Here is a 22622-nt window from a genome sequence, read left to right as displayed (position 1 = left end):
GCCGGGTGCGGCCTAGATGCGGGGGGCCGCCGTTGGCATGATCGTGCGTAGCTGGCGGGTGAGTTCGTCGATGAGGGAGCGGGCCTGGTCGGCGGCGTTGCGGGCCTGGTCGCGTTCCTGGGAGAGCTCGGCGATGGCGGCGCGCTGCTCGGTGACGGCCTGGGCGAGCTGGTCGACCCACTGGTCGCGTTCGGCGAGCTTCTCGGCGATCGCGTCGCGTTCGGCGGCCAGCTGGCGCAGGCCGGCGGTGGCCTTGTCCAGCTCGCGGGTCGCCTTGTCGGCGCGGCCGCGGTCGAGCGTGCGCTCGGACTCGACGCGGGCCTGAGCCTGGACCGCGGCCTCCCGGGCCCGTTCGGCGACGTCCCTGGCCTGCTCGGCCTTCTTGGCGGCCTCCAGGGACTGGGCGGCGGTGTCGAGGGCCTGCTGCCGCTCGTTCTCGGCGTCCTGGGCGCGGCGACGGGCGTCTTCGGCGTCCTTGGCGGTGGCGGCCGCTGTGTGCTGCAGGTTTTGGGCGGTCATCTCGGCGTCGGTGAGCTTGGCGCGGAGCGCCGACAGCTCGCTGTGCGCCTTTTCCAGCGCGCGGGACAGCTCGCCGCTCTGCTCGGCGATCCGGTCGCGCTCGGCCTCGGCCGAGCGGCGGGCGCTGACTGCGTCCTCGAGTGCGCGGTTGGCGTCGTCGCGGGCCTCGCTCATCGCGTCGCGCTGAGTGACGGCCTGGCGGACCGTTGCTTCGGCCTCGGCGATCCTGCGTTCTGTTTGCTCGACCTGGGCCTGGGCCTGCTCCATCTGGGCGCGCGCGTGGTCGGCCTGAGCCCGCGCCTGGTCGGCCTGGGCCCTGGCCTGCTCGGCCTGGCCGCGAGCCTGGTCGGCCTGGACGCGGCCCTGCTGGGCCTGGTTCCAGGCGGCGGCAGCGTCGCGCTGGGCCGACTCCTTCTCGGCCTGGAGCGCGGCGACCTGCGCGGTGGCCTCGTTCTGCACCTCGGCGGCACGATGCTCGGACTCGGCCAGGCGGCGCTCGGCGTCGATGGCGCGGCGCTCGGCCTGCTCGGCCTGGCCACGCGCACGCTGCACCTCACCCCAGGCGGCGGCGGCGTCGCGCTGCGCGGACTCCTTCTCGGCCTGGACGGCGGTGAGCTGGGTGGCGCTCTCGTTCTGGATCTCACCGAGGCGGCGCTCGGCGTCGATGGCGCGGCGCTCGGCCTGCTCGGCCTGACCGCGGGCACGCTGCACCTCGCCCCAGGCGGCGGCCGCGTCGCGCTGCGCCGCTTCCTTCTCCGACTGCACGGTGGCCACCTGCGAGGCGGCGTCGGTCTGCACCTCGGAGACCTTGCGTTCACCGGCGGCCAGGGCGTCGCCGATGAGGTCGGCCATCTGGCGCAACCGCTCGACGATGTCCCAGGGCTGTGCCTCGGGAGGCTGGGGCTCGGCCTGCCGGGCGGGCTCGCCGCCGGAGTGCTCCGCCTTGTGGGTTGCTTTGATGGGCACGTCGGGCTGCGGCCCCGGATCACGTCCCGGGATCGGCCAGGGCGAGCCGGCGTCCGGGACGGGACGCGAACCACCCGATCCGTTGAGATCGCTCACGGAAAGCACTCTAGTGGGGACCCGGACGGCGTTTGCCCAGTTTGGGGTTTAGTTTCTTGATCCTCATGGTCTCTTCGGCCAGGTCCGGCCGCAGGTGGACCAACAGGTGGCGTGGAAGAATCACAGCTCATGGAGCTTCGCACCCTGTACCCGCCGATCGAGCCGTACGACTCGGGGACGCTCGACGTAGGCGACGGTAATCACATTTATTGGGAGGCCTGCGGAAACCCCGGCGGGAAGCCCCTGGTGATGTTGCACGGCGGCCCCGGCGCGGGCTGCAACGCCGAGCACCGGCGCCAGTTCGACCCGGAGGCCTACCGGATCGTGCTCTTCGATCAGCGCAACTGCGGCCGGAGCACACCGCACGCGAGCGATCCGGAGGTCTCGCTGGAGGCCAACACCACCTGGCACCTGGTCGCCGACATGGAGCTGCTGCGGGAGCACCTCGGCATCGACCGCTGGCTGGTCTACGGCGGGTCCTGGGGCAGCGCCCTCGCGCTCGCGTACGCCCAGACGCATCCGGACCGGGTCACCGAGCTGGTGCTGCGCGGGATCTTCATGCTGCGGCCGTTCGAGCTCTACTGGTTCTACCAGGAGGGCGCTTCGCTCATCTTCCCCGATCTGTGGGAGAAGTACCTGGCGCCGATCCCCGAGGAGGAGCGCGAGGACCTCATGAGCGCGTACGAGGAGCGGCTCAGCTCCCTCGACCCCGCCGTCCGGATCCCGGCCGCCAAGGCCTGGGCGCAGTGGGAGGCCGGGACCATCCGGCTGGTCCCCGACGCCGGCTCGGTCGAGGAGGCGGGCGAGGAGAACAGTGCCGTGGCGTTCGCCCGGATCGAGAACCACTACTTCGCCAACGAGGGTTTCTTCGACGCCGAGCAGCTGATCGAGGGCGTCGACAAGATCCGGCACATCCCGGCCGTCATCGTGCAGGGACGCTATGACGTCTGCACCCCGGCCGCGACCGCCTGGGACCTGCACCGTGCCTGGCCGGAGGCGGAGTTCCACATGGTCGACGACGCCGGCCACGCCTTCACCGAACCTGGCATCACGCACCGTCTCGTCGAGGCGACCGACCGTTTCGCCAAGGGTTCCTGACGCGCTTCCGGGCCCGGCAGGCCCTCTGACGCACGTGCGCCGGGCCCGTCGGCGGTCACCGAGGCTTCATCCGTGCGGGCAAGCAGAGTGTCACCAGACGCGCGGCGACGGTATCCAGTTGACATTAATTCTGCGTGATTCAGCTCACACAAATGTAATGTGACCCCCCGGTCGGAGTTGTCACCTTTCACTCTCCGTCATCACCCAGGGGTTGCATCTGATCACCCTCGGAGACCCCCCGGAAAGGCCCAGGTGAGGAAGGGTGTGCGTCACTTTCACGGCGACGCGGTGACGTGAATGTGGTGCTCCGAACCGAACAATCAACCACCCCTACCCGGGGCCCTGATGGCCAAACATCCTCTTGATAACAATCGCGATGGGGCTATTCGCGAAGTTCGCTAAGTTGCCTGGGCATGGCCCCACAACCCCTGCGATCGCGACTACGACGAACTGACGAGGACTCGAAGGTGCGACTCTCGGAGCCGAGCCTGGAGGACGGCCGGGAGTTGTGGCGGATGGCACGGGAGTCGCAGGTTCTCGATGTCAACTCGCCCTACAGTTACACGCTCTGGTGCCGCGACTTCGCCGACACTTCGGTGGTCGCCAGGTCCGGGGACGAGACCTGCGGTTTCATCACCGGATACGTGCGCCCGCAGCAACCCGACACGTTCTTCGTGTGGCAGGTCGCCGTGGACCGCGAGCACCGCGGGCAGGGGCTGGCCCGGCGCATGCTGGACCGCCTCGGCAACCGGATGGCCGCCCGCGGCTGCCGGTACATGGAGGCCACGGTGACCCCCGCCAACACCGCCTCCACCGCGATGTTCGAGTCGTTCGCGCGTGACCGGGGCTGCACCCTGGATCGCAGCCCCCTGTTCGGCTCCGAGCACTTCCCGGCCGGCCACGGCCATGACCCCGAGGTGCTGTTCCGCATCGGCCCGCTCTCCGTCAGCACCGCCGGCGCCTCGTCCGCCCGCTGATCCGCCGATCGCCCCCGCCGATCATCCTTGCCAATGGTCCCTGCCAATCGTCCTGCTGAGCCGACCTGACGCCCACCGACCGCCGACGACTACGCGGCCGGCGCGGCCGCGTGCACGTGATCACTCCCACCCTGTTTCGCTCCCATTCACGAGCCGGAGGAAAGATGGACGTTTTCGCACGTCTCGAATCGGAAGTTCGCGGCTACTGCAGGGGCTGGCCCACGGTGTTCACCACCGCGCGAGGCAGCCATATCACCGATGAGAACGGCAAGACCTATCTCGACTTCTTCGCCGGCGCCGGCACGCTGAACTACGGGCACAACAACGCCGAACTGAAACGCCCGCTGATGGATTACCTCGCCGGCGACTCCATCGTCCACAGCCTGGACATGTACACGGACGCCAAACGCACCTTTCTGGAACGCTTCAACGAGGTGGTGCTCGCCCCTCGCGGCCTCAACTACAAGGTGCAGTTCCCCGGCCCCGCCGGCAACCACTCGGTGGAGGCCGCCCTCAAGCTCGCCCGCAAATACACCGGCCGCGAGACCATCGTCAGCTTCACCAACGCCTTCCACGGCATGACGCTCGGCGCGCTCGCGGTGACGGGCAACTCGATGAAGCGCACCGGCGCGGGCGTGCCGCTCGGCCACGGCGTGGCGATGCCGTACGACAACTACCTCGACGGCCGCACCCCCGACTTCCTGCTCTTCGACACGATGCTCGACGACAGCGGCAGCGGCCTGGACAAGCCCGCCGCGGTGATCGTCGAGACCGTGCAGGGCGAGGGCGGGATCAACGTGGCCAGCCCGGAGTGGCTGCGCCTGCTGGCGGATCTGTGCAAGCGCCACGACATCCTCCTGATCGTCGACGACGTGCAGATGGGCTGCGGCCGGACGGGGCCGTTCTTCAGCTTCGAGGAGGCCGGCATCACGCCGGACATCGTCTGCCTGTCCAAGTCGCTCAGCGGGTACGGCCTGCCGTTCGCGGTGACGCTCATGCGGCCCGAGCTGGACGTGTGGGAGCCGGGCGAGCACAACGGCACGTTCCGCGGGTTCAACCCCGCGTTCGTCACCGCGACCGCCGCGCTCGACGAGTTCTGGTCCGGCGAGGGCATGGAGAAGCAGACCCTGGCCATGGGCGAGCAGGTCGAGCGGGCGCTCAACGAGATCGCGCTCGAGCACGCCGGGGCCATCGATGCCGTCCGCGGCCGCGGGCTGGTGTGGGGCCTGGTCATGAAGGACCCGGAGATGGCGCCCAAGATCTGCGCCGAGGCGTTCATGCGCGGCCTGCTCATGGAGACCTCCGGCCCGGAGGGCGAGGTCGTCAAGCTGCTGCCGCCGCTCACGGTCACCGAGGCCGATCTCGCCCGGGGCCTGCAGATCATCGCCGAGTCGGTGCGCGCCGTCCGCGCCGCCGTCACCGTCTGAGGAGTGAGTGAATGATCGTTCGATCGTTGAACGAGATCGTCGGCACCGAGCGCGACGTCCAGGCCGAGACCTGGTCCAGCCGCCGCCTGGTGCTGGCCAAGGAGAGGGTCGGCTTCTCGCTGCACGACACCGTGCTGTACGCGGGCACGGAGACACGGATGTGGTACGCCAACCACATCGAGGCGGTCTACTGCATCGAGGGCGAAGGGGAGCTGATCAACGACGAGACCGGTGAGAAGCACCGGATCGAGCCGGGCGTGATGTACCTGCTCGACGGGCACGAGCATCACACGCTGCGCGCCCACACCGACGTGCGCACGGTCTGCGTCTTCAACCCGCCCTGCACCGGCAGGGAGGTCCATGACGAGAACGGTGTCTACCCGCTGCTGACAGAGCCGCAACTGACAGAGCCGCAAGTGACAGCGCCCACCGACATGCCCACCGACAAGCCCGCTGCGAAGCCCGCCGAGAAGGAGGACGCATGAGTCTCATCGAGTCCCACCCCACGATCAACGACGCGTACCCGACCCGGGTGTCCAGTGAGCCCACCCTGCTCTACCGGCAGGACCCGGTCGTCCACGGCGGCCCGGACGACGGGCCCATCGACGCCGCGACGCTCGACTCGTTCGAGGCCAACGGCTACCTGAGCGTCGAAGAGCTCATCGGCCCCGAGGAGATCGAGACCTACCGGGCCGAGCTTCGCCGGATGGCAGCCGACCCCGGGATCCTCGCCGACGATCGCACGGTCACCGAGCGCGACTCCGACGAAGTTCGCTCTATATTCGAAGTTCACAAGATCAGCAACGTTTTCGCGGAGCTGGTCCGCGACCCGCGCGTGGTGGGCCGGGCCAGGCAGATCCTCGGCTCCGATGTTTACGTGCACCAAAGCCGGGTGAATTACAAGCCAGGCTTCACTGGTAAGGACTTCTACTGGCACTCGGACTTCGAGACCTGGCACGCGGAGGACGGCATGCCTCGCATGCGGGCGGTGAGCATCTCCATCGCGCTCACCGAGAACTTCGTGCACAACGGAGGTCTCATGATCATGCCCGGCTCGCACAAGACCTTCGTGGCGTGCGTCGGCGAGACCCCGGCCGACCACTACAAGGCCTCGCTCAAGTCCCAGGAGGTGGGCACCCCCGACCCGGGCAGCCTGTCGATCCTCGCCGACAAGCACGGCATCGAGCTGTTCACCGGCCCGGCGGGCTCGGCGACGATGTTCGACTGCAACTGCATGCACGGCTCGAACGGCAACATCACCCCGTTCCCGCGCTCGAACGTCTTCGTCGTCTACAACAGCGTCGAGAACACCTGCGTGGAACCGTTCTCCGCCCCTTCACCGCGCCCCTCGTTCATCGGCGCGCGGGACTTCACGCCCATCACCGACTGATCCGACCGACGTCCGTTCCCGGGGACCGGCTTCCCCCCGCTCCCAGTCCCCGGCTCATCCACCTGTCCCCTATCCCGCTCCCAACCCCGACCCCCGCGCCCGCCCGAGGCCTCGAGCCCCTGGCGGGCGCGGCGGCGCACCCAACTGGAGTCAAAGATGACATCTCCGACGCCCTCGTCCCGACGTGATTTCCTGCGCTACGGCGCTGTGCTCGCCGGTGCCGTGCCCCTGCTCGGCGCGGCCGCCTGTTCCACCACCGACCCGGAGAAGGAGAAAGCCGGCGGCGGCACCCTGGAGAAGGCCAAGAAGGAGGGCTACATCCAGGTCGGCTACGCCAACGAGGCGCCCTACGGTTTCACCACCAGCGACGGCAAGCTCACGGGAGAGGCCCCCGAGCTGGCCAAGGTGATCTTCAAGGAACTCGGCATCAACGAGGTCCGGGGCGTCCAGGTGGAGTTCGGCGGGCTGATCGCCGGTGTGCAGGCACGCCGGTTCGACGCCATCGCGGCGGGCATGTTCATCAATCCGGAGCGGTGCGGCCAGATCGCCTTCGCCGACCCCGAGTACATCGCCAAGACGGCCCTCATGGTCCCCAAGGGCAACCCCAAGGGCCTCAAGAACTTCGACGACGCCATCAAGCAGAAGGTCAAGGTCGGCGTGATGAACGGCGCGGCCGAGGCCGACTACGCCGCGAAGCTCGGGGTCAGCAAGGGCAACATCAAGGGATTCCCCGACCCGCCCGGTGCTTATGACGGCCTCAAGGCCGGTCGTTGCGACTGCATCGCCCTCACCCGCATCTCGCTGGTGGACCTGCTGTCCAAGCACAAGAGCGACCCGTTCGAGGTCACCCCCGCGTTCGACGTGGTGATCGACGGCAAGGAGCAGTCCGGCGCGGGCGGCTTCGGCTTCCGCAAGGCCGACACCGACCTCATCCAGGCGTTCAACGGCGAACTGGCCAAGCTCAAGACGAGCGGCCGGCTGCTGGAGATCCTCAAGCCCTTCGGGTTCAGCGAGGCCGAGATGCCCGGCAACCGCACGGCCGCCGAGTTCTGCAAGGCCTGATCCCGTGTCAGAGATCATCAACAGCCCGCTCCTGTGGAAGGGGGCCGTGGTCACGCTCCAGCTCACGCTGTATTCAGCGGTGCTGGCGCTGATCCTGGCCTTCCTCTTCGGGCTGCTGGGCTCCTCACGGCACAGCTGGGCGCGCGCCATCGGCCGTATCTACGTGGAGTTCTTCCGCGGCCTGCCCGCCCTGGTGCTCATGTTCTGGTTCTTCTACTCGCTCCCGCTCGTCGGCATCCGGTTCGAGACGATGGTCGCGGGCGTGCTGGCCCTGGGCCTCAACTACGGCGCCTACGGCGCCGAGGTGGTGCGCGGGTCCATCAACGCCGTGCCCACGGCGCAGTACGAGGCGACCGTCGCGCTGAACATGCTGCCGCGCCAGCGCATGTGGCGGGTGCTGCTGCCCCAGGCCGTCCCGTTGATGCTGCCCCCGTTCGGGAACCTGCTGATCGAGCTGCTCAAGGCGACCGCCATCGTGTCGCTGATCACCATCAGCGACCTGATGTTCCGGGCCCAGCAGTTGCGGGCCTCCACGGGCAAGGGCACCGAGGTGTTCCTGGTCGTGCTGGTCATGTATTTCGTGATGGCGCAGATCCTGCAGCTGCTCATTCGCTATCTGGAGCGCCGTAGCGAACGGATCCTCGGCCGCAGGCCGCAACGGCGTGCCGCGACCGCCATCGCGGGCACCACCGGTACGGGCAGCCTCGGCGGCGTGGGGGGTGGCAGCTCATGACCTGGGACTGGTCCTATGCCGGAGACCTGGTGGGCCCCCTCCTGGGAGGTCTGCGCCTCACGATCGCGGCGACCGCCTTGGGATATGTGCTGGCGCTGGCTCTCGGCTTCGTCTGGGCGATCCTGCGCCGCTCACCCAATGTCGTGCTGAACCAGGCGGTTCGCTGGGTGATCGAGTTCATCCGGAGCACCCCGCTCCTGGTGCAGCTGGTCTTCCTGTTCTACGCGCTGCCGACGACAGGGATCCAGTTCAGCGCCTTCTGGACCGGTGTGATCGGGCTCGGCGTGCACTACTCCACCTACATCTCCGAGGTCTACCGGGCCGGCATCGAGAACGTGCCCCGCGGCCAATGGGAGGCGTGCACCGCCCTCAACCTGCCACGCAGCCGGGTGTGGTTCGCCGTGGTGCTGCCCCAGGCCATCCGCAAGGTGATCCCGACGCTGGGCAACTATCTCATCGCGCTGTTCAAGGACTCACCGCTGCTGCTGGTGATCACAGTCCCCGAGGTCATGCGCGTGGCGTACACCGAAGGCGGCAAGTCCGGCTTCCTTGAGCCGTTCACCGTCGCCGCGGTTCTCTTCGTCATCGTCAGCGTCCTGTCCTCCATTTTGATCCGACGTCTGGAGGGGCGCTATGCCACCATCTGAGACCATGTCCGAGGCCCCCACGCCCGAGGATCCTCAGGGAGTGCCGATGGGAAAGACCGCCGAGGCCGACGCGCTGCCGCACGGCAGCACGCCGGGCATCCGGTTCGAGAAGGTCATCAAGCGCTTCGGCGACAACGTCGTCCTTCGCGAGCTGAACTTCACCGTCGCGCCCGGCGAGCGGGTGACACTGATCGGCCCCAGCGGATCGGGCAAGACCACGATCCTCCGGTTGCTGATGACGCTGGAGAAGCTCGACGACGGGGTCATCTGGATCGGCGACCGGCCACTGTGGCACATGCCGCGCGGAGACGGGCTGGCGCCCGCCAACGAGAAGCACCTGCACGAGATGCGCAAGCAGGTCGGCATGGTCTTCCAGCAGTTCAACCTGTTCCCGAACATGAACGTGCTGCGCAACCTCATCGAGGGGCCGGTCCGGGTGCTCGGCCTGTCCAAGGACGAGGCCGTGGAACGTGCCCGCGAGCTCCTGGACATGGTCGGCCTGGGCGACAAGATCGACGCCCATCCCACCCAGCTTTCGGGCGGGCAGCAGCAGCGCGTGGCGATCGCCCGTGCGCTGGCGATGCAGCCGAAGGTGCTGCTGCTGGACGAGGTCACCTCGGCCCTCGACCCGGAGCTTGTGGTGGGCGTGCAGGATCTGCTGCGCGAGATCGCCCGTGCGAGCGACCTGACCCTGCTCTGCGTGACCCACGAGATGCACTTCGCCAAGGACATCTCCGACCGGGTCCTGATGTTCGACAAGGGACAGATCGTCGAGGAGGGGCCGCCGGAGCAGATCTTCGGTGAGCCCACCGAGCAGCGCACGCGGGACTTCCTGCAGGCGATCCTCGCCACCTGATCCCGGACGCGGTCCGGTCTGGGCCCCGTGCGTCTCTTCGCCCAGGGACGTGCGGGGCCCGAAGTTTGCGGTTTCCGTCCCAGATTCCTCTCGTTCGGGACGGGCCGTTCTTGCAGCCTGGACCGCATGTCCATCACCGATACGCGGGTCGCCGCGTCCACTCGTCGGCCGGGGCCGCGCGGTCACCGGGCCTGGTGGATCGTGGCGGTCGCCGCGGTCGCGATCATGGCCGCCGGCGCGTTCAGCACCCTGCCCGGCCTGCTCGTCGACCCGCTGCACCGGGAGTTCCACTGGTCGCACGGCACGACCGGCCTCGCCATGTGGGTGAACATGGCGCTCAACGGCCTGGTCGCTCCGTTCGCCGCCGCTCTGATGGAGCGGTTCGGGCCGCGCCGGATCGCCGCGGCCGCGCTCGTCACCATCGCGGCGGGCGCGGTTCTGACCACGGTCATGACCGCGGCCTGGCAGCTCACCCTGTATTGGGGTGTGCTGATCGGGCTCGGTACCGGGGCGATGGGCGGGACGTTCGCCACGGTCATCACCAACCGCTGGTTCGTGCGGCGGCGGGGTCTGGCCACGGGGATCCTGACGGCGTCGAGCGTGTTCGGCCAGTTCGTGTTCCTGCCGCCGCTGGCCTGGATCGTCGACCACGTGGAGTGGCGCGCCGGGACGGTCACCGTGGCGGTGGCCGCGCTGGTCGTGGTCCCGTTCGGCTGGTTCCTGCTACGGGATCATCCGAGCGACGCCGGGACGACCGCGTACGGCGCCACTGAGCCGAGCCCGCCCGCTCCCCCGCGTCCGCACGCCTTCCGCCGTGCGTTCCAGGTCCTGCGCGGGGCGGCGCGGACGCGGACGTTCTGGCTGCTGGCGGGGACGTTCGCGATCTGCGGCATCTCGACCAACGGGCTGATGTGGACCCATTTCGTGCCCGCGGCCGGCGATCACGGCATGGCGCCGACGACCGCGGCGTCCATGCTGACGCTCATCGGGATCTTCAATGTCGGCGGGACGATCGCGTCGGGCTGGCTGACCGACCGGTACGACGCGCGGCTGCTGCTGGCCGTCTACTACACGCTGCGGGCGGGGACGTTGTTCGCGCTGCCCCACATCCTCGGCCCCGCCGTCCATCCGCCGTTGATCGCGTTCGTCGTGCTGTTCGGCCTGCTCGACGTCGCCACGATCCCGCCGACGATCGCGCTGAGCGCCATCCGGGACCGCTTCGGGCCGGAGGAGAGCGCCATCGTCTTCGGCTGGACGCTCGCCGCCCACCAGGTGGGTGCCGGGCTGATGGCGCTGACCGGCGGGCTCCTCCGCGACGCGCTCGGCGCGTACACCCTGGTCTGGATCTTCGCGGGGCTGCTCTGTCTCGTCGCCGCGCTCATGTCGGGGGCGCTCCCGCGCGCACGATGAACATCGGCGAAGATCGGAGCCATGGCGATCAATGGCTCTCACGTGGTGGCGGTCCTGGTCCGGCATGGCGTGATGCCGCTGGAACTCGGCATCGTGCACCAGCTGTTCGGCAGCGCGGAGTCCCCCGGTGGAATGCCGTTGTACGACGTCGTCACCTGCGCGCCCGAGCCCGGGGACATCCGTACCGACGCCGATTTCACCCTCCGCGTGCCGCAGGGGCCGGGCGTCCTCGCGCGAGCGGGCACGGTGATCGTCCCAGCCGCGCACGTGCCCGACGAGACCGAGACGGAGGGGCGGCTGGGCACCGCGCTCGCCGACGCGCTCGCGCGGATACGGCCGGGCACCCGCATCGCGTCCATCTGCACGGGCTCGTTCGTCCTCGCCGCCGCCGGGCTCCTGGACGGGCGGCGGGCGACGACCCACTGGCGGTCCGCCGGCCACTTCCGCGAGCTCTACCCGCGGGTGCGCCTCGATCCCGATGTCCTCTACACCGACGAGGGTGACATCCTCACCTCCGCCGGGGAGGCCGCGGGCATCGACCTCTGCCTCCACATGATCCGGAACGATCACGGAGCGGCCGTCGCCAACGACGTCGCGCGCCGCACGATCGTCCCTCCGTATCGCGACGGCGGGCAGGCCCAGTACATCCCGCGCCCCCTCGCCGAACCCGCCTCTCCCTCCACCAAGACCGCCCGCGCCTGGGCCCTGCTGCACCTCGGCGAGCCCATCTCGCTGCCCGATCTCGCCGCCCTCGAATCGGTGAGCGTACGGACGTTCACCCGCCGGTTCCGCGAGGAGGTCGGGGTCTCCCCCGCCCAGTGGCTGACCCGGCAGCGGGTCGACCGAGCCCGGCAACTGCTGGAGACGACCGACCTCCCCATCGAGAAGATCGCGGCAGAGGTCGGCTTCGGCACAGCGGTCTCGCTCCGCCAGCATCTGCACGCGGCGGTCGGAGTGTCGCCGCGCGCCTACCGCCGCACCTTCCGCGGCCCGCCCTCGGCAGGAGACGTGCGTTAGGCGCCTGTGTCAGCGGCCTGCGTTAGGCGATCCCGCGCCGGGCCTGATGTCCAGAATGCCGCTGTACGCTAGATTCTGGCCATGCACATCGTCGCCGTCCTCGCTCTCGACGGCGCCGTCGCCTTCGAGGTGACGGTGCCGTGCCAGGTCTTCGGGTCGTCCGTCGGTGAGGACGGCGGCCTGCTCTACGAGGCCCGGGTCTGCACGGCCCCGGGATCGGCCATCACCACGGGCGTCTTCGGCCAGATGACGCTCTCGACGCCGTGGGGCCTGGAGACACTGGCCACCGCTGACACCATCGTGATCCCCGCGCACGACTCCTTCCTGGCAGAGCCGCCGCCGGAGGTGATCGAAGCCCTACGTGAGGCCGCCGCCCGCGGAGCGCGGATCGCCTCGATCTGCGTCGGGGCGTTCATGCTGGCCGCGACCGGGATGCTGGACGGCCTGCGGGCGACCACGCACTGGATGCACGCGGCGGAGCTGGCGCGCCGCCATCCCGAGGTCGAGGTCGATCCGGCGGTCCTGTTCGTCGACAACGGCTCGTTGCTCACCGCGGCGGGGGTCGCGGCGGGCATCGACCTGTGCCTGCATCTCGTCCGCCGCGACCACGGATCGGACGTGGCCGCGCGGACAGCGCGCGGCATCGTCATGCCGTTGCAGCGGGACGGCGGGCAGGCGCAGTTCATCCAGCACGAGGATCCGAAGGACACCGGGGCGGCCCTGCAGCCGACGATGGCGTGGATGGAGGCCAACCTGCACCGGCCGCTCACGCTGGACGAGATCGCCCGGGAGGCGGCGGTGAGTGTACGCACGCTGACGCGGCGGTTCCAGGCGCAGGTCGGCACGACGCCGTTGCAGTGGCTTCTGCGTGCGCGGATCCATCGCGCGCAGCAGTTGCTGGAGAGCACCGATCTGCCGGTGGAACGCGTCGCGGCGGAGGCCGGGTTCGGGTCGCCGGTCACGCTGCGGGCACACTTCGCCCGTACGGTGGGCGCCTCGCCGCTCGCGTACCGCAACGCCTTCCGCGCCCGCCCCAGACCGATGACTCCGAATCAGGTTCGGTAATGTAAGTGGTCACCGACTGAGGGAGGGTGGCGGCGGTGATCCATGGTTGACGGCGCGAGCATCGTGGGGCTCGGCATGACCGAGCTCGGCCGGGTGTACGGGCGCAGCCCGCGCCGGCTGGCGGCCGACGCGGCCCGGCTCGCGGTCGCCGACGCGGGCCTGACCCTCGGCGACGTGGACGGCCTGCTGGTCAGCCACGGAATGGGCGGCTCCCCCGGCATCGAGCTCGCCGACACCCTCGGCCTGCGCGATCTGCGCCTGCTCGCCAAGATCGAGGCCTTCGGAGCGACCGCGGGCGCGATGGTCTCGTACGCGGCGACGTCGGTGCTCAGTGGCGCGGCGTCCACCGTGGTGTGCGTGTTCGCGGACGCCCCGCTCAAGCCGGAGCAATCGGCGGGCTCGGCGTACCACCGCAACGCGCCCGAATGGTACGGATTCAGCGGGATGACGGCCGCGCTGGGTTTCCGCAGCGTCAACGCGTTCTACGCGCTCGCGGCGCAGCGGCACATGGCACGCTACGGCACCACCAGCGAGCAGCTCGGCGCGATCGCGGTCAGCACGCGCGAGTGGGCCACGCGCAACCCGCTCGCGCAGATGCGCGGGCCGATCACGCTCGCCGACCACCAGAGCTCGCGATGGGTGGCCGAGCCGCTGCACCTGCTCGACTGCTGCCTCGTCTCGAACGGCGCCATCGCCGTCGTCGTCACCAGCGCGGAACGCGCCCGCGACCTCGCCCAGCCACCGGTGCACGTGTGGGGCTGGGGGCAGGGGCATCCAGGCCACCGCAAGGAACGCGGGAGCGAGTTCGGCCTGACCACGGGCGCGGTGACGTCCGGGCCGATCGCGATGAAGATGGCGGGCGTGACCGTCGACGACATCGACGTGTGCCAGCTCTACGACTGCTACACCTACACGGTCCTGGTGTCGCTGGAGGACTACGGCTTCTGCGCCAAGGGCGAGGGCGGCGCGTTCGCCGCGTCCGGCGCGCTCGGTCCTGGCGGCGCCCTGCCGACCAACACCGGCGGCGGCCAGCTGTCGGGCTACTACATGTGGGGCATGACGCCGCTGTCGGAGGCCGTGATCCAGGCCCGCGGGCACGGTGGCGAACGCCAGGCGGACAAGCACGACGTGGTTCTCGTCAGCGGCAACGGCGGCATCCTCGACCACCACTCGACGCTCATCGTCAGCCCGCACCCGAAGGGGATCTGACCAATGGGGGCGAGAATGGACATTGGCATCCTGCGGCGCGACGGCCGCACCGACCCGTTCTTCGACGGCACCGCCGCGGACCGGCTGATGATCAAGCGCTGCGAGGCCTGCGACCGGTGGTTCGCGCCGGACGCGGGCAGCTGCCCCGGTTGTGGCGACGAGGAGCTGGCCTGGGCCGAGGCCGCCGGGGACGCGGTCCTGGTCACCTGGACGGTCACGCACGGCCGTCCCGATGACGACGGGAACGCGCCGCCGCCCGCCTACCTGGCGCTGGTCGAGCTCGCCGAAGGGCCGTGGCTGCACGCGCGGTTGGACGGCGTGGACACCGCGGCGCTGCGCGAGGGCCTGCCGTTGCGGGCGACGTTCGAGCATCCGGACGAGGGCGAGGCGTACGTGCTGTTCCGCCCCGTGTGATCGTGGCACGGAGCCTATGGACCGAATCGCGTTCGGCCCATTAGCGTCGGGGCATGCGTACCGAGGTGTGTGAGAGGTTCGGGATCGAGTTCCCGCTGTTCGCCTTCAGCCACTGCCGCGACGTGGTCGCCGCCGTCACCAACGCCGGAGGCCTCGGCGTCCTCGGTGCCGTCGCGTACACCCCCGGCCGGCTCGAAGAGGAGCTGCGCTGGATCGACGACCATGTCGGCGGCCGACCGTACGGCGTGGACGTGCTCGTCCCCAGCAAGATCGACATGGTGGGGGTGGGCCCCCGTATGGGGGACGGAGAAAACACAGCTGCGGAGAGGGCCGGGCGAGGCGAGGGCGGGCTTGACGCCATGCTCGCCGCAGTCCCCGAGGAGCACTGGACGTTCCTCTCCGGGCTGTTCGAGAAGTACGGGGTGCCCTTGCCCGACTTCGAGAAGGCCAAGAAGACCCGGGACGCCGAGAACATGGGCACGCAGGTCACCAAGGAGGGCGCCACCGCGCTCATCGACGTGTCGCTCGCGCACCCCATCGGCCTCATCGCCAGCGCGCTCGGCACGCCGCCGCCCGTCATGGTCGAGAAGGCCAAGGCCGCCGGGGTGCCCGTGGCGGCGCTCGTCGGCACCGCCGAACACGCCCGGCGGCAGGTCGCCGCGGGCGTGGACCTCATCGTCGCCCAGGGCGGCGAGGCCGGCGGCCACACCGGCGAGATCTCCACCATGGTCCTGGTCCCCGAGGTCGTGGACACCGTCGCCCCGATCCCCGTGCTCGCCGCGGGCGGGATCGCGACGGGCCGCCAGATGGCCGCCTCGATGGCCCTCGGCGCCGCCGGCGTGTGGTGCGGGTCGGTGTGGCTGACCACCGAGGAGGCCGAGACGCCGCCGCATGTGAAGGCCAAGATGATCGCCGCCGGCTCGCGCGACACCATCCGGTCGCGGTCCCGCACCGGCAAGCCCGCCCGCCAGCTGAAGTCGGCCTGGACCGACGAGTGGGAGGGCCCGGCCAGCCCCGGCCCCCTCGGCATGCCGCTCCAGATGATCGTCGCCGAGGGCGCGATGCGGCAGATCAACAAGGTCGCCGAGAGCGGCAACGAGGGTGCCCGCGAGCTGGCCAACTACTTCGTCGGCCAGTGCGTCGGGCTGATGAACACCGTCAAGCCCGCCCGCCAGGTCGTCTACGACATGATCGAGGAGTTCGCCGACGCCGTGGAACGCCTGAACAGCATCACCGAGGCGGATTGAGCGGACGCCCGGGACCCCGGTTGACCTGGTCGATGAAGAGCCGGGCGAGGGCCTTGTAGCCGTTCGCCGTGGGGTGGTAGCTGCGCGACTCGGGGGCCAGCGCCGACAGGTTGACCGCCAGCCCGTTCATGTACGGGTCGGCGGTGCCCACCTCATGCCCGGCGAACGCGCTGTAGGCGTCGACGAACTCCACGCTCCCCGGCGCGCGGGCGGCCACGATGCGGGCGTCTGCCTCCTTGACCGCCTGCCGGATGAGCTCGTTGAGATCGCGGGCCCGCCCGTTCAGCCACTGCTGGTCGGCGACGCTGATGTTGTCGCCGTCGCTGCCGGAGGTCTCCTTGAACGCGCGCGGGTAGCCGAGCACGATCACGCGTGCCTGCGGTGCCCGCGTGCGGATCTCCTTCAGCACCCCGGGCAGCTCCTGCCGCAACGTGGCCATCCGCTCGGCGATGTCACGACCCTGCTCCGTGCAGTTCTTGCTCCACGGCAGCTTGATCACACATCCGGCGAGCACCTTGGAGAAGCCGACGTCGTTGCCGCCGATGCTGATCGTGACGAGGCTGGTGTTGTGGTCGACTCGGCCGATCTGCGGAGGCTCGCCGGACTTGCCCCGCAACACATCGCCGGTCTTCGCGCCGGAGCAGGCCCAGAACGCACTGCCCCGGGCGAAACGGAAGGTCTTGGCGACCGAGTGGTAATAGGCCTGGCCGGTCCGGTGACACCGGTTGAGCGGGTTGAGGTCGGCCGCGCTGAGGTCGGCGCCCACACCCGCCGAGTAGGAATCGCCCAACGCCACGTACGACCCCTGCAGTGCGGCCTGGACGGCGTTCACCTGCGCGGCCCGGACCGGCTCGGCCCGCGGCTCCCGGAACTTGGGCTGGCAACCATTGCCGTCGCCGAACATCTCGCACCGGACGGCGGGCAGCGACACCAGAGGGACGACCATCACCAGGATCAGGCCGACGAGGAGACCGATCGCGAGCGCCCGGTCCCCGAACCGGTCCCGCGCCCGGCCGGGCAGGCCCGTCACCAGGTCGCGCACACTCCCCCGGCCGGGCACCTCCTCCGGGTCCAAGGCCATCGCCGTTTCGGTGCCCGGCTCTGGCATCGCTCGCATGCCCGCCTCCGCCGGGTCATCCGGTGTCAGCTCAGGTCCCGGCCCTGTCATCGCCCGCCTTTCGTCACGCCGCCCGCATGTGGAGACGTTCATTCGCCGCCCGAGGTTCCCGCGCCCGAGCCGAGGTTCCGGCGTTCAAGGTTCGCACCTTTACTTTGTAGATCACTGACTGGTGGAACACGAATGGGAAATCCCACGTCCAAGAAGGGAACGATACTTCCGGGGGGATCATGCTGGCGGTTCTGACCGGGCTCGGCCTGTCCGCGGCGGCGGGCCTGAACGCCTACATCCCCCTGCTGGTCGTCGGGATGCTCGCCCGCCACACCGATCTGGTGCGCCTGCCTGCCGAGTTCGAGTGGCTCACCAACGGCTGGGTGCTGGCGCTGCTGGGCGTCCTGCTGGCCGCCGAGGTCGTCCTGGACAAGGTCGCCGTCGTCGACAGCCTCAACGACGCGGTGCAGACGTTCGTCCGCCCGGCCGCGGGCGGCGCCGTCTTCGCCGCCACCGATGCCGCCGGCCGGCTCGACTCGTCCCTGTTCATGACGGAGTTCATGACGGACCATCCGTGGATCGGCTGGGCCCTCGGGATCGTGGTCGCCCTCGTCGTCCACCTGACCAAGACGTCCATCCGCCCGGTCGTCAACGCCGGGACCCTCGGCACCGGCGCCCCCGTCGTGAGCACGGTCGAGGACACCGTCTCCCTCGGCATGAGCATCCTGGCGATCCTGGCCCCGATCATCGCTCTGATCGGCGTCATCATGCTGGCGTTCGTCTCGTTCCGCATGCTCAGGGCCTTCCGCCGCCGCAGACGCCGCAGACGGGGTATATCAGCGTCGTCAGGCGGATATTCCCCGGCCACAACCGGCCAAGACAGAACCCTCCGACCATGATCGTCTCGGCCATTATTGGATCACTCGGATCGGAACGAAGCGGGAGTCCATTCATGACATCGGGGTTTGTCGCGCGTTTCTTCGATCTGGACCTCGAGGCCGTGCAGCACCGGTTGCGGTCGCTCGGCGCAGCCTGCGTGGCGCCGCGCCGGCTCGTCCGGCAGGTGACGCTGGAGAACGACGTCGTCCGTTCGCGTGGATCGTGGGTCACGATCAGCTCCGAGGGCGAGCGCAATCTGCTGGTGCTGACCGGCCGCCAGGAGGGGAACGAGATCGAGGTGCCGGTCGGCGACTTCGGTCTCACCCGGCGGTTCATGGAGCAGATCGGCTTTGCCACGTCCGGCCACCAGGAGAGCTACCGCGAGGACTGGGAGATCCACGGCATCGCGTTCAGGCTCTCGGACTGGCCGGGCCTGCCGCGTTCACTGGAGATCAACGCACCGCAGGAGGACCACGCCCGCTGGGCCGCCCAGAACCTCGGCCTCGACCTCGCGCACGCCATGATCGGCCCCGATCTCCCGACCGGCGCGCCCGAACCACCCCGCGCCCCCGCTCCGGTCCAGGCCGCCTCCGCCGGATCGCAGGAACTCGCCGCGTTCCATTCCATCGACCTCGGCTGGAGCGCGCAGCCCGGGTTCGACCCCGGCGAGTACTGGGTCAACTGGGTCGTCATCCTGGAGAACCCCAACCCGGGCCACTACTGCGAGTTCCCGACGATCCAGGTCACCGCCCGCGACAAGAACGACTACGTGGTCGGCACCGAGGACCAGACGCTCTCGCTCCTTCCGCCCGGCGGACGGCTCGCCTTGGCCGGCTCGCTCGACGCCAACGACCCGCCGCACACTCTCGAGATCGTCTGCAAGCCGGCCGACTGGCGCGCCACGGCCGCCCGGCCCGAACACTTCCTGCAGTTCGGCTACCGGGGCGTGCGCCTCAACGCCGGCGGAGACTCCTGCGGGGTGACGGGCGAGATCCTCAATCCGTTCTCCCAGTACATCGAGCAGGTGGCGGTCACCGCGCTCTTCCGCGGCCCGCAGGGCGACCTGGTCGGTGGCGAGACCACGTACGTCGACGGCCTCCCGCCACAGTCGGCCACCCCGTTCAGCCTGGAAGGCCGGGTCGCCTCACCCGCCGCGTCCCTGGACCTGATGGCCGCGCCGTGGGGCTCGGGCGGCGACGACCCCTGGGAGCAGATCCTGCGCCGCGTCTAGAGATCGATCCGGATCTCGCCGCCGAGCCGGGCGCCCATCTCCAGGTCCAGGTCGTCGCCGCTCCAGAAGCGGCCCGGGTCGAACCAGTTGGGGCGGCGCCCCTTGGGCAGCAGCCCCATGGACTGGTAGGTCACGGCCACGATCTCGGCGCAGAACGCGGTCTCCAGGTTGGGGTCGCGTTCGGCGGGGCGGCGGAAGGGTATCCGGCCGCGCGCCCACCGGGACGCCATCCGCGAGGTGGTCGGGAAGGGCGTGCCGTCGAGGCGCGCGACCGCGCGCAGCGCCGCGTTCTCCATGTCCCTGGACGCGGGCGGATCCAGCTGGCGCAGCCAGGCTCGCTGGTCGTAGCGTTCGGCCCACACCATCACCGAGTCGCGCAGGTCATGCAGCTGCGCGCCCCGGTGATGACCGCCCGTCCACATGTCGGGCAGGGACCGGCCCAGCTCCGCGTGCCACATCAGCGGCGGCAGGTCGTCCACCACGATGGCCATGCCGACGTGATTGATGGGGCTGTTGGTCATCGTCTGGATCGCCCGGTCGGCGACGGTGTGGCCTCGGAAGAGCCAGATGTCGCCGGTACGGGTCAGGTCGACCGCCTTGGCAAGCGGGATGCTCGTGCCGCTCATGGTCGCTAGCCTAGGCACATGCGTTGGTGGAAAGTACTGGGAGTAGCCGGACTGGCCGGGGTCGCCGCGACCGGAGTCGTGATCGCGCGCAACGAGCGCCGCCGTCGCGCCTACACCCCGGACGAGATCAGGCAGCGACTTCACGACCGCGTGAACGAGTCCACCGAGCCTCGCTGACGCTCACCGCACCCGCGTCTCCATTGCTTTGTTGTTTCCTGGCATTGTCTATTTCCTGGCATTCCGGATCAGGTCACGGACGCGGTCCATTATCGCCAATGGCGGGCCTACGAGCATGTTCTTCGTGGCGGACTCGGTGCCCGGGTGCGGGTGGGTGGGGGCCATCGCCTCCGCCGCCTTCACGGCCGCGGCGAGCGACCGGCGCTCGGCTTCGCCGAACGCGCCCTGGAGCTGCTCGAACTCGTAGCGCTCCTCGGCACGGGCATGCGTGAGCACCTCCGTGCGGAGCCTGTCGAGCTTGGCCATGAACTGCGGGTCGCCCGTGTCCATGCCGTCCAGCTCGGAGAGCAGCTCCTTCGCCGAGCGCTCCTCCTTGAGCCGGTCGTCCACGATCCCGTCCCCGCCGGGCAAGGCGCGCCGCGCGGCCGGGTGCACGATCTCCTCTTCGGCGGTCTCGTGGACGGCCAGCAGCCGTACGAGGCGTTCGAACGCCTCCCGCCGTTCACCGGCCCCGCAGTCGCTGACCAGATCGAAGAGGTCCCGGATCTGCCCGTGCTGCCGGCGCAGCAAATCGATGACGTCCTGCTCCATCGCCGTGCTCATGTTCCCCCCTTGGATTGCGCACACCCGGCCGTACCCATGACATACCGCGACCAATCTGTCGGCCAGGAATGTGCATATTTCTTGGGGTGGACGTGAATGCCCGTACGCCTCGGGTAGGAGAGGGCAGTCACACACGCAGAGAGGCCGGGGAGCAATGTCTTTCAATCCACTCGAACACAAGGGCATTCCGCTGGACCGTCAGGTGCGCAACTGGCGGGAGCTCGACGTGGAGCCCGTCGACCCGGACAGGAGCGACCCGTACACCAAGTGCCGGATCATCACGATGAACGGCATCGAGGTGGAGGCCATCATGTTCAGCCACCACTTCAACCGGGTCTGCCCCGACCCCGACATCAAACGCCAGATGGCCGAGGTGCGCTACATCGAGCAGCAACAGCAGAAGGCCGTCAACTGGCTGCTCCCCGGACAGGCCTCCGTCCTGGAGACGACGATCTCCTACGAGCAGGTCGCCGTCGACCTCACCGCCTGGATCGCACGGATGGAACCCGACGCCCATCTGCAGCAGGCGTATGAATTCGGAGTTTTGGAGGACTTCGACCACCTGTACCGGTACGCCAACCTCTACGAGATGATCGAGCACCGCAAGGCCGAGAAGATCGTCGGCGAGCTCACGGAGATCATGCCCGGCCGCCCGACCGTGGCGGAGCACCGGCACCCGGCCGACAACGTCCGCGACCCGTACGACAAGAACAAGGCCCAGCCGCTGTCCAAGCTCCATGCGCTCACCGTCATGTCGGCCGAGCAGCAGACGATGAACTTCTACATGAACGTCGGCCCGATGTACATGGAGCCGATCGCGCGGCAGCTCTACCAGGAGATCGGGCTCATCGAAGAGGAGCACGTCACCCACTACGAGTCGCTGGTCGACCCGGGCGAGACCTGGTGGGAACGGCTGGTCAACCACGAATACAACGAGTGCTACCTCTACCACTCGTTCATGGAGACCGAGACCGACCCCAAGGTGAAGGCCATCTGGGAACTCCACCTCAACATGGAGCTCGAACATCTCCGCCTGGCCTGCGACCTCATGCGCCGCTACGGCGGCGGCGACCCGGAGAGCATCCTGGCACCCGAGTTGCCGCACCCGGTCACGTTCGAGCCCAACAAGGAGTATCTGCGCGAGCTTCTTGCCACGCAGATCGACCTCACCACGCTCGGCGCCGGCTACGTGCGCGAGGCGCATGAGCGGTTCGAGAAGATGCAGCAGGAGCTCATGGGCGGCGAGAAGCCCCCGAGCGAACGGGTCATCGACAAGCACCGCGAGGCCTTCGGCCACGAGTACCGCTCCGAGACTGAGGGCCCGCACCCGGTCCGGAGCCTGCGCGAGACCGCAGGAGTCTGACAAGGGTGACGTTCACCGCCGCCTGGCGCGTAGCGTGTCCGGCATGGATCACGAAGCCGCCGGCGCCGCCGCCCTGCTGACCGCGATCGACGACGCGGCGCATGAGTTCCGGACGTTCGGCTACGCCCGCTTCCTGGAGCACCAGTCGGTGACGTGGCGGCTCCTCGGCGGGACGGGATTCGCCGACGCACCGGGGATTTCGGTCGGAGTCTCGTTCGGTTTGAACGACGCCGACGAGCGGGACGTCTCGATGCACATCGTGATCCGGCTTCGGGACGGCCTTTTCGAAGTGTCCGGTGACGCCATGATCGATGATCCCGGACCCGGCCGTCTTGAGGGCGGCAACCAGCGGGACCTGCGTGAGCTTCCCGAGGTTCGCACCGCGGACCTCGGCGAGCTCATCGCCACCTTGAAGAGCTACACCGCGAACCTGTGCTCGTATGACTCGATCCTCGACGAGGTCCGCGTGCCGCGGACCCCATGACGGGCCACCGTGGCGGAC

General features: G+C 69.4%; 24 protein-coding genes. 20 read left to right on the top strand and 4 right to left on the bottom strand.

Features of this window, described 5'->3' with window-relative positions; all coding sequences use genetic code 11:
• Positions 1 to 12: 12 nt before the first annotated feature.
• Entirely contained in the window at positions 13 to 1581 is a 1569-nt protein-coding gene (locus ACH34W_RS07610) for a hypothetical protein (protein WP_395959985.1), read from the bottom strand.
• A 129-nt stretch (positions 1582 to 1710) separates the two neighbouring features.
• Between ACH34W_RS07610 and pip the strand changes: the two genes are divergently transcribed.
• The 15 genes from pip (at position 1711) to ACH34W_RS07535 (ending at position 16133) form a co-directional block, all read left to right on the top strand.
• Positions 1711 to 2679, top strand: coding sequence for a prolyl aminopeptidase (pip, locus tag ACH34W_RS07605; protein ID WP_395959984.1), 969 nt, complete (start codon positions 1711 to 1713; stop codon positions 2677 to 2679).
• Between the two features lie 467 nt (positions 2680 to 3146).
• A complete protein-coding gene (ectA, locus tag ACH34W_RS07600; RefSeq protein WP_395959983.1) occupies positions 3147 to 3656 on the top strand; it encodes a diaminobutyrate acetyltransferase in 510 nt (169 codons plus the stop codon).
• A gap of 164 nt (positions 3657 to 3820) precedes the next feature.
• Positions 3821 to 5083, top strand: coding sequence for a diaminobutyrate--2-oxoglutarate transaminase (gene ectB, locus ACH34W_RS07595; RefSeq protein ID WP_395959982.1), 1263 nt, complete (start codon positions 3821 to 3823; stop codon positions 5081 to 5083).
• Between the two features lie 11 nt (positions 5084 to 5094).
• The gene (locus tag ACH34W_RS07590; protein WP_395959981.1) at positions 5095 to 5568 is read left to right on the top strand and encodes an ectoine synthase; all 474 of its coding nucleotides are present in this window, start codon (positions 5095 to 5097) and stop codon (positions 5566 to 5568) included.
• Positions 5565 to 6473 (top strand): ectoine hydroxylase, encoded by a 909-nt coding sequence (gene thpD / locus ACH34W_RS07585; protein WP_395959980.1) that lies wholly within the window; start codon positions 5565 to 5567, stop codon positions 6471 to 6473. Before ACH34W_RS07590 ends, thpD begins: the two co-directional genes overlap by 4 nt.
• Before the next feature lie 156 nt (positions 6474 to 6629).
• Positions 6630 to 7535 (top strand): ectoine/hydroxyectoine ABC transporter substrate-binding protein EhuB, encoded by a 906-nt coding sequence (ehuB, locus tag ACH34W_RS07580; protein ID WP_395959979.1) that lies wholly within the window; start codon positions 6630 to 6632, stop codon positions 7533 to 7535.
• A gap of 4 nt (positions 7536 to 7539) precedes the next feature.
• The gene (gene ehuC / locus ACH34W_RS07575) at positions 7540 to 8268 is read left to right on the top strand and encodes an ectoine/hydroxyectoine ABC transporter permease subunit EhuC (RefSeq protein WP_395959978.1); all 729 of its coding nucleotides are present in this window, start codon (positions 7540 to 7542) and stop codon (positions 8266 to 8268) included.
• On the top strand, positions 8265 to 8915 hold the full coding sequence (gene ehuD / locus ACH34W_RS07570) for an ectoine/hydroxyectoine ABC transporter permease subunit EhuD (RefSeq protein ID WP_395959977.1): 651 nt from the start codon (positions 8265 to 8267) through the stop codon (positions 8913 to 8915). The genes ehuC and ehuD overlap by 4 nt, the downstream gene beginning before the upstream one ends.
• The gene (gene ehuA / locus ACH34W_RS07565; RefSeq protein ID WP_395959976.1) at positions 8902 to 9771 is read left to right on the top strand and encodes an ectoine/hydroxyectoine ABC transporter ATP-binding protein EhuA; all 870 of its coding nucleotides are present in this window, start codon (positions 8902 to 8904) and stop codon (positions 9769 to 9771) included. Before ehuD ends, ehuA begins: the two co-directional genes overlap by 14 nt.
• Positions 9772 to 9897: 126 nt before the next feature.
• Positions 9898 to 11181, top strand: a complete 1284-nt coding sequence (locus tag ACH34W_RS07560; protein WP_395959975.1) for an MFS transporter — start codon at positions 9898 to 9900, stop codon at positions 11179 to 11181.
• A 21-nt stretch (positions 11182 to 11202) separates the two neighbouring features.
• Entirely contained in the window at positions 11203 to 12198 is a 996-nt protein-coding gene (locus ACH34W_RS07555) for a GlxA family transcriptional regulator (RefSeq protein WP_395959974.1), read from the top strand.
• Positions 12199 to 12279: 81 nt separating this feature from the next.
• A complete protein-coding gene (locus ACH34W_RS07550; protein ID WP_395959973.1) occupies positions 12280 to 13263 on the top strand; it encodes a GlxA family transcriptional regulator in 984 nt (327 codons plus the stop codon).
• 42 nt (positions 13264 to 13305) lie between these two features.
• Complete coding sequence (locus tag ACH34W_RS07545; RefSeq protein WP_395959972.1) at positions 13306 to 14472, top strand: thiolase family protein; 1167 nt, start codon at positions 13306 to 13308, stop codon at positions 14470 to 14472.
• A gap of 15 nt (positions 14473 to 14487) precedes the next feature.
• Positions 14488 to 14886 (top strand): Zn-ribbon domain-containing OB-fold protein, encoded by a 399-nt coding sequence (locus tag ACH34W_RS07540; protein WP_395959971.1) that lies wholly within the window; start codon positions 14488 to 14490, stop codon positions 14884 to 14886.
• 53 nt (positions 14887 to 14939) lie between these two features.
• The gene (locus ACH34W_RS07535; protein WP_395959970.1) at positions 14940 to 16133 is read left to right on the top strand and encodes an NAD(P)H-dependent flavin oxidoreductase; all 1194 of its coding nucleotides are present in this window, start codon (positions 14940 to 14942) and stop codon (positions 16131 to 16133) included.
• On the opposite strand, the gene ACH34W_RS07530 is transcribed toward ACH34W_RS07535, so the two are convergent.
• Positions 16117 to 17250: an SGNH/GDSL hydrolase family protein gene (locus ACH34W_RS07530; RefSeq protein ID WP_395959969.1), complete on the bottom strand. Its 1134-nt coding sequence runs from the start codon at positions 17248 to 17250 to the stop codon at positions 16117 to 16119. The two genes, ACH34W_RS07535 and ACH34W_RS07530, sit on opposite strands and share 17 nt — an antisense overlap.
• Positions 17251 to 17480: 230 nt before the next feature.
• Here ACH34W_RS07530 and ACH34W_RS07525 point away from each other — a divergent pair, with 230 nt between their 5' ends.
• Both ACH34W_RS07525 and ACH34W_RS07520 read left to right on the top strand, forming a co-directional pair.
• On the top strand, positions 17481 to 18140 hold the full coding sequence (locus ACH34W_RS07525; RefSeq protein WP_395959968.1) for a DUF4126 domain-containing protein: 660 nt from the start codon (positions 17481 to 17483) through the stop codon (positions 18138 to 18140).
• A gap of 53 nt (positions 18141 to 18193) precedes the next feature.
• Positions 18194 to 19351, top strand: coding sequence for a hypothetical protein (locus tag ACH34W_RS07520; RefSeq protein ID WP_395959967.1), 1158 nt, complete (start codon positions 18194 to 18196; stop codon positions 19349 to 19351).
• On the opposite strand, the gene ACH34W_RS07515 is transcribed toward ACH34W_RS07520, so the two are convergent.
• Positions 19348 to 19977, bottom strand: a complete 630-nt coding sequence (locus ACH34W_RS07515) for a hypothetical protein (protein ID WP_395959966.1) — start codon at positions 19975 to 19977, stop codon at positions 19348 to 19350. The genes ACH34W_RS07520 and ACH34W_RS07515 overlap by 4 nt on opposite strands.
• A gap of 18 nt (positions 19978 to 19995) precedes the next feature.
• Here ACH34W_RS07515 and ACH34W_RS07510 point away from each other — a divergent pair, with 18 nt between their 5' ends.
• Positions 19996 to 20154, top strand: coding sequence for a hypothetical protein (locus ACH34W_RS07510; protein ID WP_395959965.1), 159 nt, complete (start codon positions 19996 to 19998; stop codon positions 20152 to 20154).
• Positions 20155 to 20202: 48 nt separating this feature from the next.
• Here the strand turns inward: ACH34W_RS07510 and ACH34W_RS07505 are convergent, their stop codons facing one another.
• On the bottom strand, positions 20203 to 20757 hold the full coding sequence (locus ACH34W_RS07505; RefSeq protein ID WP_395959964.1) for a hemerythrin domain-containing protein: 555 nt from the start codon (positions 20755 to 20757) through the stop codon (positions 20203 to 20205).
• Positions 20758 to 20911: 154 nt separating this feature from the next.
• On the opposite strand from ACH34W_RS07505, the gene ACH34W_RS07500 reads away from it, so the two are divergent.
• Together ACH34W_RS07500 and ACH34W_RS07495 are read left to right on the top strand one after the other, a co-directional pair.
• Entirely contained in the window at positions 20912 to 22120 is a 1209-nt protein-coding gene (locus ACH34W_RS07500) for a hypothetical protein (RefSeq protein ID WP_395959963.1), read from the top strand.
• 43 nt (positions 22121 to 22163) lie between these two features.
• Positions 22164 to 22604: a hypothetical protein gene (locus ACH34W_RS07495; protein ID WP_395959962.1), complete on the top strand. Its 441-nt coding sequence runs from the start codon at positions 22164 to 22166 to the stop codon at positions 22602 to 22604.
• Positions 22605 to 22622: the final 18 nt, after the last annotated feature.

This window comes from Actinomadura sp. 6N118 (genome assembly GCF_044326415.1).
Classification (GTDB): domain Bacteria; phylum Actinomycetota; class Actinomycetes; order Streptosporangiales; family Streptosporangiaceae; genus Spirillospora.
The sequence above is the reverse complement of the archived record's forward strand: the minus strand, read 5'-3'. Positions and strand labels throughout refer to the sequence as shown.